We start from the raw sequence: 14,994 nt of genomic DNA, 5'->3' as shown, positions 1-14,994 counted from the left end.
GTTATCTATGTTCAATACCTTCATAAAGCGGCCCCTATTGTCGGGCGTTATCTCGGTGCTGATTGTGCTGATGGGCGTGCTGGCGCTGACGGGCCTCCCCGTTACGCAGTTTCCCGAAATTGTGCCGCCATCGGTTACTGTAACCACCAACTACACAGGAGCCAATGCTGAGGTTTGCGCCAAAGCCGTAGCTACGCCCCTTGAGCGGGCCATTAACGGGGTGCCGGGCATGACATACATGACCTCCATTTCGAGTAATGACGGGTCAACACTGATTCAGGTATTTTTCGAGGTAGGAACCGATCCTGATCTGGCGGCAGTAAACGTGCAGAACCGGGTAACAACCGTAGTGGATGAGTTGCCGGAGGAAGTGATAAAGGCGGGCGTTGTGACCGAGAAAGAGGTGAACAGTATGCTCCTCTACCTCAACATCATGAGCGACGACCCGAAGGTAGATGAGAAGTTTATCTACAATTTCGCCGATATCAACATCCTGGCCGAGCTGAAACGGATCGACGGAGTAGGGTTCGCGGATATCATGGGCTCGCGCGACTATTCGATGCGGGTGTGGCTGAAGCCTGATCGGATGACGGCCTATGATGTATCGGCTGACGAAGTGATTGCCGGTATTCGCAAGCAAAATGTAGAGGCCGCACCCGGTAAAGCAGGGGAGAGCGCCAACCGTGACCCGCAGGTGCTTCAATACGTGCTGCGGTACACAGGTAAGTTTTTTGAGCCGGCTCAGTACGAAAATATCGTGTTGCGGGCCAACCCCGACGGTTCGTTTCTGCGCCTGAAAGATGTAGCCGACGTTGAGTTTGGTTCGCTGGATTATGGCGTGCTGTCGAAAACGGACGGTCGGCCTTCGGCGGCGATCATGCTGAAGCAGCGGCCCGGCTCGAATGCCAGTGAGGTAATTGCCAACGTGAAAAAACGGATGGCCGAACTGAAGGAGACTTCGTTCCCTTCCGATATCACCTACAACTACGCCTACGATGTGTCGCGCTTTCTGGACGCGTCGATTCATGAGGTGGTGAAAACCTTGATCGAGGCGTTTATTCTGGTATTCATCATCGTGTTCCTGTTTTTGCAGGACTGGCGTTCTACACTAATTTGTGCATTGGCTGTGCCGGTTGCACTGGTGGGTACGTTCGCGTTTATGAGTATGATCGGTTTCTCGATCAACCTGCTTACGCTCTTTGCGCTGGTGCTGGCCATCGGTATTGTGGTCGATAACGCCATTGTGGTGGTGGAGGCCGTTCACGCCAAAATGGAGGCCGAACACTTGCCCGCTATGGCGGCCACGCTCGGAGCTATGAAAGAAATTGCCGGTGCCATTGTGGCCATTACGTTGGTGATGTCGGCGGTGTTTATCCCAGTTGCATTCATGACCGGTCCGGTCGGAATTTTTTACCGGCAGTTCTCACTGACACTGGCTATCTCGATCGTGATTTCCGGGGTGAACGCCCTCACGCTGACGCCCGCACTCTGTGCTATTTTGCTTCGTCCGCATCAGGAAGGGGGCAAGAAAGGGTTACTGGACCGTTTCTTCGCCAGTTTCAACCGGGGCTATGAATCGCTGGCTGGCAAGTATCAGGGGCTGCTGAGCAAGGTCATCAACCGGGGCGTTATTACCTGGGTAGCACTCGGCTTATTTGTGGTAGCTACCTGGGGCGTAAATACCATATTGCCCGCCGGTTTTATTCCGACCGAAGATCAGGGCATGATCTATATCAACGTAACCACGCCTTCAGGCGCTACCGTCGACCGCACGCAAAAGGTGATGGATGACATCGAGGCCATTGCCTCTGAACTGCCGGGTGTAGAAAATATTTCGACATTGGCGGGGTTCAGTCTGATGACCGATGGGGCAGGGGCTTCGTATGGAATGGGTATGATCAACCTGGCTCCCTGGGAAGAGCGCACCATGTCGATGGAGGCGCTGATTAAACAGCTTGAGGAGAAAACCAGTGTAGTAACCGATGCGAGCATTCAGTTTTTCCCGCCACCAACTGTGCCCGGTTTCGGTAACTCCAGTGGCTTCGAGCTACGATTGCTTGACCGTGGGAAAAGCGGGGACCTGCTGAAGACGGCTCAGGTGGCCAAAGATTTTATTGCCGCTCTGAAAAAACGTCCGGAAGTAGGCGATGCCTTCACCAGTTTCGACCCTAGTTTCCCGCAGTATCTGTTACACGTCGATCAGGAGAAAGCGTCTCAGAAAGGTGTATCGGTGGATAATGCGATGGGTACGTTGCAGACCCTGATGGGTAGTTTCTATGCATCGAACTTCATCCGGTTTGGCCAGATGTATAAGGTAATGGTGCAGGCCGCTCCCGAATACCGTACCAAACCGGAAGATGTACTGAATATGCGCGTGAAGAACGATCAGGGCGAGATGGTGCCTTATTCCAACTTTGTGCGCCTGGAACGGGTATACGGTCCCGAACAGCTTACGCGCTACAACATGTATACCTCAGCCATGGTCAATGGCGCTGCGGCACCGGGCTACAGTAGTGGAGATGCCATCAAAGCCATTCAGGAAGTGGCTGCCAGTACGTTGCCCCGTGGCTACACCTACGAGTGGTCGGGTATGACGCGGGAAGAAATTCTGTCGGGCGATCAGGCCATCTATATCTTCGGTATTTGTCTCATCTTCGTATACCTGCTGTTGGTAGCTCAATACGAAAGCATCTTCCTGCCGCTGCCTGTAATTCTGTCGCTGCCGACTGGTATTTTTGGTTCGTTCTTTTTCCTGCAAATCGCTGGTTTGCAGAACAACATCTACGCACAGGTAGCGCTGGTCATGTTGATCGGATTGCTTGGTAAAAACGCCATTCTGATCGTTGAATTCGCCAATCAGCGGCAGAAAGAGGGCTTGCCCATCGTGAAAGCGGCTATGGAAGGGGCAGTATCTCGCCTTCGCCCTATTCTGATGACCTCTCTCGCGTTCATTGCCGGTCTTATTCCACTCTGTATGGCTTCGGGCGCGGGGGCCATTGGTAACCGGTCTATCGGGACAGCGGCGGCGGGCGGCATGTTTACCGGTACCGTGTTTGGGTTGGTACTGGTGCCCGGCCTCTACGTGATATTCGCCAAACTGGCCGAACGTTTTCAGAAAAAACCTACGGAAGGCAACGAGCAAGACCATGATTTGCACGAGTCCGTTTCCGTATCCACACAAAATCACTCAAACGGTGCAGTTCTTCAATCCTAAAGTAAGCCGGCTGGCCGGTCTCGCGTTCGTTTATTTGGTGTTACTGACTGGTTGCCAAACCTACAAGCCACTGCCGCCACCCACCCGCCCTGCTGTTCCGGTGTCTTTTGCCGGTACATCGACTGCCGGTGCTTCTGACTCGGCCAGTATTGCCGACCAGACCTGGCGCAGTTTCTTTGCCGATCCGTATCTGGTGCAACTCATCGACACGGCATTGACGAGTAATCTGGATTTGCTGATTGCTACCCAACGCATCGAAATTGCCCGTGCTGCCTTCGATTACAGCCGTGGGTATCTGGCTCCAACGGTCAGTGCGGTTGCTTCGGCAGGGCTCGATCGCTACGGCCGAAATACACTCAACGGCGTTGGTAACTTCGATACGAACCTGTCTCCCAATGTTCGGGGTAATCTGCTTATTCCTAACCCCACACCCGATTTTTTTCTGGGTGCACGGAGTAACTGGGAAGTCGATATCTGGGGTAAACTGCGTAACCAGCGTAAAGCAGCTTATGTGCGTTTGCTGGCCTCCGAGAAAGGCCGACATGCCGTGATCACCAGTTTGGTAGCCGAGGTAGCCCGCTTTTATTACGATCTGCTGGCGCTCGACGGTGAGTTGGAAATTTTACAAAAGAACATTGATTTTCAGCAGCGGGCGGTCGAACTGGTTCGGGTACAGAAACAGGCAGGCCGCGTAACCGAACTGGCCGTACAGCAGTTTACGGCTCAGTTGCTGAACACGCAAAGTCGCCGGGGTCAGGTACGTCAGCAGATTGTGGAGGCCGAAAACCAGTTGAATCAATTGTTGGGCCGTTTTCCGCAGCCGATTCGGCGGGGTACGTCACTTCAGCAACGTGAATTGCCGGGGCAGGTGTTGGCTGGTTCACCCATACAGTTGCTAAGCCGCCGCCCCGACATTCAGCAGGCTGAACTGGAATTACAGGCTGCCAATATCGACATCGAGGTGGTACGAGCCGAATTTCTACCCTCGCTTAACTTAACGGCCTACCTTGGGTTCAATGCGTTCAGACCCGGCGTACTGTTTAATCCCGGCTCTATTGCGGCCGGCTTGCTTAGCGGTTTGTCAGCCCCGGTTTTTAACCGTCGTTTTCTGAAAGCAAACTACCAGCAATCGGTGGCGCAGAGTCAGGAAGTGTTTTATCGGTATCGGCAAACCGTACAAACTGGTTTTAGCGAGGTAGTCACCGGCATTCGTGGGGTCGAAAATTATCGCACCGTTGCTGAACTTCAGGCGCAGGAAGTGGCGGTGCTGGGGCAGGCGGTAGCGACATCGAACGATCTGTTTGCCACTGGCTACGCCTCTTACCTGGAAGTGATTACGGCTCAGCGGAGTGTGCTTGAGGCCGAACTTGCGCTGATTAATACCAAGCGGGCACAGTACCTGTCATTGACCGACCTGTACCGGGCGTTGGGCGGCGGCTGGGAATAAGTCAGGTACGTTAACCCGGCTATCCTGTAACTCGGTATCTGAAACTATTGCTTCTGTCTGCGAGTCGTTATCTGATACCCACTCTTGTGTTGGGGTAACTTTTCTGTTTTTCGTTATGAAACTGTTGGTAATTGAAGACGAGCCGAAAACGCTACAAGCTATTCAGCAGGGACTGGAAGAGAGCCAATTTGAGGTCGACGTGGCTTATGATGGCCTGCTAGCCAAGCGGCTGGCGCTGAAAAACAATTACGCCGCCATTATTACTGACCTCATCTTGCCGGGCCTGAATGGCTACGAACTCTGCAAACAACTCCGCGCCGAAGGATTAACTACGCCCATTCTAATGCTGACGGCGCTAGGCGAAAGCGACGATAAAGTAAAGGGATTCGATTCAGGAGCTGACCAGTATTTGACCAAGCCGTTTCAGTTTTCCGAATTGCTGGCCCGGGTACGTTCCCTGACAAAACGCGGTACACAGGTATCAATGACTGCGCAGACGCTGAGGTATAGTGGTATTGACATGAATCTGGATGCCAAAACCGTTACCCGCGATGGGCAGGTGATTGAACTCACAGCCCGAGAGTTTGCCCTGCTCGAATTTTTGATGCGCAATCAGGGGCGTGTACTGTCTAAACCAGCCATTGCCGAACACGTCTGGGATGTCAACTTCGATACTGGTACTAATGTAGTAGAGGTATACATCAATTACCTGCGAAAGAAAATCGATAAAAACTTCTCGAAAAAGCTAATTCACACACAGTTTGGGATGGGCTATGTATTGAAAGACGACGAATGGCGGGCCGACTTGAGAGAATAGAAGGAGAAGGAACGACGCCTTATGACTATTCATAAACGCCTGGCCCTTCGATTTACCGGCTTGGTTTCCAGTATTCTGATGCTGACATTTGTTAGCATATATGCGTTTTGCTGGTACTTTGTCTCATCTGACTTTTACAGTCGGCTCGATCGGAAAGCCATCACTACAGTTGATTTGCTGATTCGTCATCGTATCGACGCCCAGTTGATTCGTAGGCTGAGTGACCTCCGAAAAGATCAGTTGCCTAATCAGAAAATCACGGTATTCGACCAGCGCGATTCAATCATTTATGCCTCTAACAGACCCTTGTCGGTGCCCATTACCACCACCCTGCTAACCGATATTCGGGAGAAAGGGAAGAAAGATTTTCGGCGGGGAAGTTATTACCTGTTGGGTATCCGGTTCATGACATCTTCGGGGCAGTTTGTGGTGGTGGCTAGTGCTCAGAATGATAGTGGCGACGAGTTTTTGCGACGGTTGCTACTGGCTCTGATAGCCCTTTTTTGTTTGATAGTGCTCATTACAGCGGTATCGGGATGGGCTTTTGCTGGTGATGCGCTGAAACCGATGCAACAGATTGACGAGACAGTTGGGGCTATTTTCCCCAATAATCAGGATGATCGACTCTATGTAAGTACTGATGAAGATGAAATCAGTCGATTATCAACAACCATTAATCAGTTGCTCGATCGGGTGGCTGAGTCGTTCCGACTCCAACGGATGTTTGTGGCCAATGTATCGCACGAACTGAAAAACCCACTAACGCAAATCAGTTCGCAACTGGAAGTGAGTTTACTGAACGAGCGCGAACCTGAATCGTACCGGCAAACAATCCGATCTGTGCTCGACGATGTGGGTGAACTCACGGCACTTACGCATGAGTTGCTGCAACTCTCGCAGGTGAATGAGGAAGATGCCAATCGTATGCTCACCAACACCGTGCGTCTGGACGAACTGGTATGGGACGTTCGCGACGAAGTGGCCGGTATTCATCCACGCTATCAAATTACGGTTCAATTGGGTACGTTGCCCGATGACCCCGATCAGCTTACTATACAGGGCAACCGGACATTACTGGTCACTGCCTTGAAAAATTTGGTTGAAAACGCCTGCAAATTTGCCGATGATGGTCAGGCGCTGGTACAAACCCACTTTAACGAAAGGTCGGTTGAGATCAGGATTAGCAACAGTGGACAACCGATACCCGAGGCTGACCTGCCCTACATTTTTCAGCCATTTTACCGGAGTCGCCAAACGGCTGATGTACGTGGGTATGGTGTTGGTTTATCGCTAGTTGATCGAATTATACGCCTGCACGGTGGTCATGTGTCAGGCACGTCGTCGCCTGGTGAGTCCACCGTGTTCGTAGTGCACCTGCATCGCTAACGACCTCTAATTAATTTCTAAGGATTTCGTAAGTTTTTTTTAATAGGCGGATGTCAAATTTGCGTAATTACCCCGTACCGATTAGCCTATTAAGAGTAACGTATGTCTAACCAGCACCCCGCAAGCAGGTACGTATCTACTGTGCCGTCAGGGCCAGATAATCAGGGAACTACCGGAAAAAAGACGGTGAACCCTCTCAGCAAACCATCTCGCCGTCAGCCCGACTGGCTGGTGATTGTTGTGGCTGTGCTTTTCCTGCTCTCCATCATCATTGCCTTTCTGGTGTTCGGCCTCGATTAACGTTTTCGCATCTGCTTCGGTCCACACTCAACTTAGTCATGGAAACTCTTCAGTTCAGAACTAATATCACATCTAGTGAAGCCATTGCCGTTGTCTCGCCGGAGTTAAATGATATCGAGCAAATTGACGGCTGGCATATCGAACCAGATGCAGACAACTGTCTGCTTACCGTTCAGACCACCGACACCCGAATTTCGCTGCTGGTCGAGCACGTGATTCAGAACGTGGGTTATGAAGCTGAACTTATAAACCGTTAATTAATGGAGAAGCGTACAGTATCCAAGGTCTAGTACTCTGCAGGATTAGCGGTCTAAGGTAATTCTAAGGAATCTCTAAGTAGGCTCTTATTTGTGTTGTGTAGGTTGCTATTGTTTTCGGGCACATCTGTTTAGTCCGATACCCAATTAAACCTAAACAACGTATGAAAACGCACTTACTAGTGCTGGCAGCTATCACGCTGACCGGCACCCTACCTGTTCTCGCTCAAACGCCTGCTCCCGATGCCACTACGCTGATGAGCATGGGCCGTACAACTGAGGCAAAACAGTTGCTGAAACAAAAGGCAATGCAAAGCCCTTCCATAGATTCGTATTTTCAGGCGGGGTATGGTTATCTGCGTGCTGGTCAGCCCGACTCGGCTAGAGTATGGTTCGAGAAAGGTATACCCATGGACGAGAAACGGGTTCCGCTTAACGAAACGGGTATTGCCATTAGTTACCTCGTGCAGGGTGATGCTGCCAATGCAACTCCTAAACTGGCCGAGGTGCTGAAGAAAAGTAAGAGTAAAAACGCAGCGATACTATTCCGAATCGGCGAGGCCTATACGGGTTACCTAACCCCGGCTAACGGAACCATCAAACCAGTCTACGAAAAAGCGGTTGATGCAACCAAGGCGATTGATTACCTGAATCAGGCATTTGACCGCGATAAGAAAGATGCGTCTATTCAATTAGCTCTGGGTGATGCCCATTACCTGAACAAAGACGGAGGAACGGCAGTAGCCCGCTACGAAACCGCACTGGAAATGGGTATGGAAGCGTCGCGGGTCTATCAGCGAATTGGTGATATCTACTGGCAGGGACGTAACCTCAATCTGGCCGTAGAGAACTACAAGAAAGCCATCGAAGCCAATGCCGGGTATGCACCCGCCTACAACCAGTTGGCCGAATTGTATTACCTGGTGAACCGCTACAAAGATGCCGCCAGTTACACCGATCAGTATATTCAGGTGGCTAATGACCGACGTTCGGATATGTTACTCCGTTCGGCACAGTTTCACTTTCTGGCCAAAGATTACCAGAAAGCGATTAATGTAATCGACAGCAACCGGGCTACACTGACCCAGAACCCAATTGTTCACCGCATTGAAGGCTGGTCATATTCAACCCTGAAACAACCCGAAAAAGCAATTGCCAGTATCCAGACTTTTCTGGAAAAAGCACCCGAAAAAGTGATTCCAGACGATTATAAATACCTGGGACGAGCTTACCTGAGCAAAGAAGCCACGGGTGCTGATTCGTTAAAAGCAATTAGTGATTCGGTGGGTATTGCCTATCTGGAAAAAGCGGCCCCTTTCGATACGTCGGAAAACCTGTATAGCGATATGGCTAAATACTATTATCGGAGCAAGAAGCACCCCCAGGCAGTTGCCGCGCTCGATTCGGCCGCTAAACATGGATTTGAGTCGGATGTACAGGATCTGTTCCGATACGGTATGAGCAACTACACGCTGGGTTTTGCCCGCGATAGTGTGGGGAAACTAGTGCGCGATACGCTTCGCTTCGCTAAAGCTGACTCGGCACTGGCGCTGGCGCAGAAGGGTTCACCCGAGTATGCACCAACAGTGTTGTATCGGGCCAAGGCCAATTACTATGCCTACACGCCCGAAGAAGCTGTAATGAATGGTAAAGCCAAACCCCACTACGAGCAATTTATTGCCATGGTAGCCGAGAAAGATGAAGAACGTACCCGGTACGAGAAAGACATTATTCTAGGCCTGAAATACCTGATTTCGTATCAGGAAATGGTAGCCAAAGACGACAACGCCCGCAAAGAATGGATCGAAAAGGGACTGGCTCTTTTCCCCGGTAATAAAGAGCTGGCCGAAATCAGTGGGGTCGCATCGGCCGGCACCAGTAAGAAGTAATAATTGAGAGTCAAGAAACAAGAGAGGCTCTGCTTGGGTACGTTACCCGGCGGAGCCTCTCTTGTTTCTTGACTCTCAAATCTTAACTCTTAATTTTTAACTATTAACTACTTCACCGCCATTGACGTGAATGACCTGACCGGTGAAATAACTGGCATCTTCTGAGGCTAGAAACACATAGGCGGGGGCAAGTTCGGCGGGTTGGCCGGGTCGTCCTAAGGGTACATCTTTCCCGAATTCGGCCACCGTTTCTGCCGATTTAGTAGCCACAATCAGGGGTGTCCAGATAGGGCCGGGCGCTACAGCATTGACCCGAATACCCCGATCCACCATATTTTGCGACAACGAACGGGTAAACGAAGTAACGGCCCCTTTCGTGGCTGCATAATCAATCAACGCTTCACTGCCCCGATACGATACCACCGATGTCGTGTTGATGATGGTGTCGTACGCCTGCATGTGTGGCAGCACATTTTTAGTGAGCCGGAACATGGCCAAAATGTTCAGCTCAAACGTTTCCCGCATCTGCTGATCCGAGATGTTCGTAAACTCCTTCTGTTCAACGTGGTTGGCAGCATTGTTGACCAGAATATTGATCCGGTTGAACGTACTCAGCACCGAGCCCACCACCTGCCGGATAAACGACATGCTTTTCAGGTCACCGGCCAGCAACAGGCATTTACGCCCTTCGGCTTCTACCAGTTGTTTAGTTTCCTGCGCGTCCTGTTCCTCGCGGGGGTGATACACGATGGCTACGTCGGCTCCTTCGCGGGCATAATGCACCGCAATAGCCCGACCAATACCTGAATCGCCGCCAGTAATCAGCGCCACTTTGTTCAAGAGTTTATCGGCCCCTTTGTAAGTCTCCCGAATATAAATCGGCTTAGGGTCCATCTCATATTCCAAACCCGGCTGTGCATCCTGGTGCTGCGGTTTGGCATCAATTTCCATGTTTTTCATTGTTGAAGTAGAGATGGTTTGTGGTTTATAGTCTGTTGTTTGTGGTTGCTACTCAGCGAAGCAACCACAAACAACAGACTATAAACCACAAACGCTTCATTTTTACGCGTTTACAATCGTTCCGCCGTTGGGGTGTAAAACGGCTCCGGTTACGTAGGAGGAGTCGTCTGAGGCCAGAAATACGTAGGCAGGTGCCACTTCCGAGGGTTGTCCGGGGCGTTTCATAGGTACGTCCTGCCCAAATTCGGCCACCATTTTACGGTCCATCGATGACGGAATCAGGGGTGTCCAAATGGGGCCGGGTGCCACGCCGTTTACCCGGATTTTTTTCTTGGCCAGATTGCTCGACAAAGCGCGGGTGAAGGTCATAATTGCCCCTTTAGTTGAGGAGTAATCAATAAGGTCGGCCCTACTTTGGTAGGCTGTCACCGACGTGGTATTGATGATGCTGTCGCCCTCATGCAGGTGAGGCACCGCCGCTTTGGTGACCCGGAAAAACGAATAAATGTTGGTTTCGTAGGTCTTCACCAGATCTTCGTCCTGGATATGCTCAAACTGGCTGTGTACATATTGAACTGCTGCGTTGTTGACCAGAATATTCAATTGGCCATACTCACGAACGGTATCTTCGACAACCTGCTGACAGAAGGCTTCGTTTCTCAGGTCTCCGCTAAGCAAGAGACAGTCCTGCCCTTCTGCTTCAACCAAATCCTTTGTCTTTTGCGCATCAATATCTTCTTCGGGCGTGTACACAATGGCCACGTCGGCTCCTTCGCGGGCGAAGTGAATAGCCACTGCCCGGCCAATGCCTGAGTCGCCACCCGTAATCAGAGCGATTTTACCTTTGAGTTTTTCGGCTCCTTTATACAAATGCCGAATGTATTTCGGCTCTGGAGTCATGTTGGCTTCCAGACCAGGTTGCGTTTCCTGATGCTGGGGCGGCAGTTTGTTTTCCATGCTTGTTGTGTACCGGCTGTGCGCCGCGTTGAGTCATCTTCTCTGTAAGCAGGAACCAGAAAGAGATGTTTTATAAACCTATAAAAATGATAGGCTAATTACGACAGACCCGGTTAATAGCCCTGTACGACGTCCAGCACGCTGAACGAGTCTGATAGATTGCCAGCAGAGGGATGAAACTAAAACCGGTACCCAGCCCTGAGGCCAAATAGAGGGGCAAAGCCTGTTGGGCCAATCAGTGCTGCCCCCGTATGCAGGCTGACCTGTGTGTTGAGCGACAAGGCGTAGGTATATTCCAACATTCCGTTTCCTCCTATGTTCCAGCCTATTGTTTTTTGGCGTTGCACATAGATGGGCGTACCGCTTGGAATGGGGTAGGGGTCTACTTTTACAAACAAATCGTCGTTGCTAAGCCAGGCCGACGGGCCTACACCGATGCGCAGGGCATGATGCACAGAGTGCAGCAAGTTATAGGATGCCGTGAAATCGAGGGTAGCCCGATGACGGGAGTTGGTACCTACGCTGACCAGGTCGGGCACCAGCACCGTTAACCGCTGACTTTGAACAAAGCCAACCGAGAGGCCAAGCGCCACTTTATCGCGGGCTATATAGCGCCTATAATCCAGTGCGAAGCGGAACTTAAGGCCATTTGCAGGATCGATGCCAATGTAGTCAGCCCCGAGCTGAATGGCATTTTTTGCTGGCACGTAAGGCACCTGCGCAACGCTTTGGTAAGTAGCCAGTAAACAGCAGATTAGCAGGCAGAAGTGCTTCATGCAACAGGCAATTTAGCGATGAGATAAACTGGTAACGCCGAAAAGAGGACACTGTTCGTTGGTAAGCAAAATCAATATAGCGGTTTTAGCTCATCAATCAAAAGGTTGTGTGGTTGACGAAGCCAGCCTACGTCTGTGAAACGGAATAACTGCGGTATTCACGCGTCCAGAAATAAGCACCTTTCAAGGCAATCAGGCAGAAAATGCTGTATTCAATCGAAACTACTTTGATGCCTTTAACAAAATATACGTAGGTGAGTATGGCGTCGACCAGTAGCCAGGCATACCAGCATTCTACCCGCTTCTGAATCATCATGTAGGTGGCCATAATGCTCATGACGGTGGTGAATGAATCGAGGTACGGAAAAGCACTGGGCTGATTGAACACCAGCGGCAACCAGATGTGTAAATTCTGGGCAAACGTACCCAGGGCCAACGTACCGAGCAACCCCATCGCCGACCAGCTGACAAGTTGCCGAGCGGGCATTCGGCTGATTTTTAATTCCAATTGCTGATTTTCTTCACCGGGGGCAGGATGCTTCCACCGCCACCATCCCTGAATGTTTGTGATGAGGAAAAAGACCTGCAAAAACATATCCGGATAAAGCTGAATCTGTAAGAAGATAAAAAAATATAAGGTCACACTGACGGCTCCGACGGGCCAGCTCCAGACATTGGCCTGGGCAGACAGCCACACGGCAACGCCCCCGATAACCACACCGGCAAACTCCAGATAGCTCATGGGGTAGCCCCAAATCGAAAAAAAAATGGTTTTGATGTCGAGAATTTCAGGCATGCTACTGGTAATTATAAATGAAAGAAGGGCTTTTTCTGCGTTGTACCCCGGCAAAACCGGTGTGGTGCAACGCAGAAAAAGCCCTCAAAAGCCCTGGTAGTTTATTGGTTAGTCAATGTCACGCCAGGTTGAGATAGGGGCTAGCGAAACCACTGCTTCGGGCTCAATTTTTGGAGCAACCTCGGCTGTTGGGGAAGTAATAGCGGCAGCACCCTCTTCTTTGGCGCGGGGGCGTCGCCGTTTTTTGCGGCGCGGTTTGGCCGCTTCGCCTGCGGCTGCCTGTGGTACACCCGCTGCCTGCACGTCAGTTGGCTCACCCGTTTGCTCGGCCACTGGGGTCGGCTGCTCCCCGTCGGGACGTGGTCCTTTTTTACGGTTTCGATTACGGCGGCGGTTAGGGTCGCGTTCGGGCCGGGGCGTTACAGCGGCACCTTCTGTCAGTACGGCAGGGCTCGTTTCTCCGTCAACAGTGGCCGGTGTGGTAATAGCTACACTGGCTGTGGGGCGCGGTGTATGTTCACCGGCCGGCCGATCTGGTCGGGCATGGCGATTGCCTTCGTTACTACGACCTGAACTGCTGCGGCCGTTGCGTCCGGCATCGCGTCCACCGCGTCCGTTGCTGCGTCCCCGGTCAAACGGTCCCGGCTCGTCGCGAACACCGGCAACGGGTCCGGGTCCGTAGCCCAGTTCTTCGGTGATAGATAAGCGGTCAAGCTTACGTTCGATCAGTTTCTCAATGCGGCCAAGCTTGTTCATATCGGCCTCATTCACGAAGGTGATGGCGGTTCCTTTGGTGTCGGCCCGGGCGGTACGGCCAATCCGGTGTACGTAATCTTCGGCATCGCGGGGCACATCGTAGTTCACAACGTGTGTGATATTGTCTACGTCGATACCCCGAGAGAGCACGTCTGTGGCCACGATGATCTGTAGCTGCTTATTCTTGAATTCGCGCAGCACAATTTCGCGTTCTTCCTGCTCCAGATCAGAGCTGATTCCTTTGGCAACGTACCCACGTTTGGCCAGGGCCCGCACAATGGCATTTACCTCCATCTTGCGCGACGTGAACAGTACCATGCTCTTCACGTCCATTGTACCCATCAGGTGCTCGAGCAGTGGCAGTTTCTGGTGGTCTTTGGCCAGGTAAATCTGCTGGTCAATACCGGCCGCCGGTTTCGATACGGATAGCCGAATTTCTTCAGGACTTTTCAGGAGCTGACTGGCCAATGTGCGAATTTTCGGAGGCATAGTCGCCGAAAATAACAGCGTTTGCCGCTCTTTGGGTAACGTGGCCACTATCTTCAGAATATCATCTGAAAAGCCCATGTCGAGCATTTTGTCGGCTTCGTCGAGTACCAGGTAGTTGAGCTTGTCGAAGTTGACGTATCCCATCTGCATGTGGGCAATCAGCCGGCCTGGTGTGGCAATGATGATGTCGGCACCGGTTTCAAGGGCTTTGCGTTGTTTATCCCAGTCGTCGCCTTTGCCGCCGCCGTAGATGGCAATGCTGGTGGCCGACACGAAATAGCTGAAACCCTCCACCTGATCGTCGATCTGTTTGGCCAGTTCACGCGTGGGTACCAGCACCAGCGTACTGGTGTGGTTGTGTTCGGCGTGGGCGATCTTGTCGAGCAGCGGAATCAGAAAGGCTGCGGTTTTGCCGGTACCCGTTTGGGCGCAGGCGATCAGGTCTTTGCCTTCCTGAATAAGGGGAATGGCTTGCTCCTGAATGGGCGTAGCCTGTTTGTAGTTCATGGCCTCAACACCCGACCTAAGGTCGTCGTGGAGGTTAAATTCCTGGAATGTCAAGGTAACAGCTTGTAAAGTGAATGATCGGCTGACCTTGTTTTCCCTGGTCAGCAACCGCTTGATACTGAAACAAAGATAGCCAAAAACCCGTTCGGCCAACAGAATACGCTCCTTGCTAACCGATCCTGGTGCCCGGCTTTTTCTTTTCGTATTTTTGCAGCCAGCAATACGGTATTAACCCGCCGCATACTGAAATTTATGACGTTTACAGACTATTTGGCCAGCAAGAAAATAGATGCCGTCCGATTTGCGGAGGCCGAACCCAACACCTTTGCTGAATGGGCTAACCTATTTGTTTGCATGCATCCCGAAAGTTTTACCGTTCAAAAGAAATTTCTACTCAATCCTATGCGGCGTAAATACTTATTGCGTTAATTTATAGTTGAGAA

At 51.4% G+C, this 14,994-nt stretch carries 12 protein-coding genes; 7 read left to right on the top strand and 5 right to left on the bottom strand.

All coding sequences use genetic code 11. The annotated features are described in order from the left end of the window. The first annotated feature begins 7 nt into the window (after window positions 1-7). The 7 genes from ACAW87_RS16570 to ACAW87_RS16540 all read left to right on the top strand — a co-directional run bounded on the left by ACAW87_RS16570 (window position 8) and on the right by ACAW87_RS16540 (window position 9,310). Window positions 8-3,214: an efflux RND transporter permease subunit gene (locus ACAW87_RS16570; RefSeq protein WP_370724751.1), complete on the top strand. Its 3,207-nt coding sequence runs from the start codon at window positions 8-10 to the stop codon at window positions 3,212-3,214. Then, window positions 3,195-4,661 carry an efflux transporter outer membrane subunit gene (locus tag ACAW87_RS16565; protein ID WP_370724750.1) on the top strand — a complete coding sequence of 489 codons (1,467 nt, stop codon included), beginning with the start codon at window positions 3,195-3,197 and terminating at the stop codon, window positions 4,659-4,661. Before ACAW87_RS16570 ends, ACAW87_RS16565 begins: the two co-directional genes overlap by 20 nt. Before the next feature lie 115 nt (window positions 4,662-4,776). Continuing rightward, window positions 4,777-5,478 (top strand): response regulator, encoded by a 702-nt coding sequence (locus ACAW87_RS16560; protein WP_370724749.1) that lies wholly within the window; start codon window positions 4,777-4,779, stop codon window positions 5,476-5,478. A 21-nt stretch (window positions 5,479-5,499) separates the two neighbouring features. Then, window positions 5,500-6,864 (top strand): sensor histidine kinase, encoded by a 1,365-nt coding sequence (locus tag ACAW87_RS16555; protein ID WP_370724748.1) that lies wholly within the window; start codon window positions 5,500-5,502, stop codon window positions 6,862-6,864. 102 nt (window positions 6,865-6,966) lie between these two features. After that, entirely contained in the window at window positions 6,967-7,164 is a 198-nt protein-coding gene (locus ACAW87_RS16550) for a hypothetical protein (protein WP_370724747.1), read from the top strand. 38 nt (window positions 7,165-7,202) lie between these two features. Beyond that, a complete protein-coding gene (locus tag ACAW87_RS16545) occupies window positions 7,203-7,421 on the top strand; it encodes a copper chaperone (protein WP_370724746.1) in 219 nt (72 codons plus the stop codon). Window positions 7,422-7,585: 164 nt separating this feature from the next. Next, the gene (locus tag ACAW87_RS16540; RefSeq protein WP_370724745.1) at window positions 7,586-9,310 is read left to right on the top strand and encodes a tetratricopeptide repeat protein; all 1,725 of its coding nucleotides are present in this window, start codon (window positions 7,586-7,588) and stop codon (window positions 9,308-9,310) included. A 96-nt stretch (window positions 9,311-9,406) separates the two neighbouring features. On the opposite strand, the gene ACAW87_RS16535 is transcribed toward ACAW87_RS16540, so the two are convergent. From ACAW87_RS16535 to ACAW87_RS16515, 5 genes are all read right to left on the bottom strand, one after another. After that, the gene (locus tag ACAW87_RS16535) at window positions 9,407-10,270 is read right to left on the bottom strand and encodes an SDR family oxidoreductase (RefSeq protein ID WP_370724744.1); all 864 of its coding nucleotides are present in this window, start codon (window positions 10,268-10,270) and stop codon (window positions 9,407-9,409) included. 102 nt (window positions 10,271-10,372) lie between these two features. Next, window positions 10,373-11,227: an SDR family oxidoreductase gene (locus ACAW87_RS16530; RefSeq protein WP_370724743.1), complete on the bottom strand. Its 855-nt coding sequence runs from the start codon at window positions 11,225-11,227 to the stop codon at window positions 10,373-10,375. A gap of 179 nt (window positions 11,228-11,406) precedes the next feature. Further along, window positions 11,407-12,003 (bottom strand): hypothetical protein, encoded by a 597-nt coding sequence (locus ACAW87_RS16525; RefSeq protein ID WP_370724742.1) that lies wholly within the window; start codon window positions 12,001-12,003, stop codon window positions 11,407-11,409. 127 nt (window positions 12,004-12,130) lie between these two features. Continuing rightward, on the bottom strand, window positions 12,131-12,799 hold the full coding sequence (gene pnuC / locus ACAW87_RS16520; RefSeq protein WP_370724741.1) for a nicotinamide riboside transporter PnuC: 669 nt from the start codon (window positions 12,797-12,799) through the stop codon (window positions 12,131-12,133). A 108-nt stretch (window positions 12,800-12,907) separates the two neighbouring features. Continuing rightward, entirely contained in the window at window positions 12,908-14,551 is a 1,644-nt protein-coding gene (locus tag ACAW87_RS16515) for a DEAD/DEAH box helicase (RefSeq protein ID WP_370724939.1), read from the bottom strand. Window positions 14,552-14,994 lie beyond the last annotated feature (443 nt).

It is taken from the genome of Fibrella aquatica (assembly GCF_041321135.1).
GTDB lineage: Bacteria > Bacteroidota > Bacteroidia > Cytophagales > Spirosomataceae > Fibrella > Fibrella aquatica.
Note: the sequence above shows the minus strand (reverse complement) of the source record. Positions and strands in the feature narration are given on the sequence as shown.

What these genes read in the sequence shown, in the direction of transcription:
- pnuC (WP_370724741.1), bottom strand. Translation starts at nt 12,799, where the DNA reads ATGCCTGAAATTCTCGACATCAAAACCATTTTTTTTTCGATTTGGGGC.
- ACAW87_RS16560 (WP_370724749.1), top strand. Translation starts at nt 4,777, where the DNA reads ATGAAACTGTTGGTAATTGAAGACGAGCCGAAAACGCTACAAGCTATT.
- ACAW87_RS16515 (WP_370724939.1), bottom strand. Translation starts at nt 14,551, where the DNA reads ATGAACTACAAACAGGCTACGCCCATTCAGGAGCAAGCCATTCCCCTT.
- ACAW87_RS16530 (WP_370724743.1), bottom strand. Translation starts at nt 11,227, where the DNA reads ATGGAAAACAAACTGCCGCCCCAGCATCAGGAAACGCAACCTGGTCTG.
- ACAW87_RS16555 (WP_370724748.1), top strand. Translation starts at nt 5,500, where the DNA reads ATGACTATTCATAAACGCCTGGCCCTTCGATTTACCGGCTTGGTTTCC.
- ACAW87_RS16550 (WP_370724747.1), top strand. Translation starts at nt 6,967, where the DNA reads ATGTCTAACCAGCACCCCGCAAGCAGGTACGTATCTACTGTGCCGTCA.
- ACAW87_RS16545 (WP_370724746.1), top strand. Translation starts at nt 7,203, where the DNA reads ATGGAAACTCTTCAGTTCAGAACTAATATCACATCTAGTGAAGCCATT.
- ACAW87_RS16570 (WP_370724751.1), top strand. Translation starts at nt 8, where the DNA reads ATGTTCAATACCTTCATAAAGCGGCCCCTATTGTCGGGCGTTATCTCG.
- ACAW87_RS16525 (WP_370724742.1), bottom strand. Translation starts at nt 12,003, where the DNA reads ATGAAGCACTTCTGCCTGCTAATCTGCTGTTTACTGGCTACTTACCAA.
- ACAW87_RS16535 (WP_370724744.1), bottom strand. Translation starts at nt 10,270, where the DNA reads ATGAAAAACATGGAAATTGATGCCAAACCGCAGCACCAGGATGCACAG.
- ACAW87_RS16540 (WP_370724745.1), top strand. Translation starts at nt 7,586, where the DNA reads ATGAAAACGCACTTACTAGTGCTGGCAGCTATCACGCTGACCGGCACC.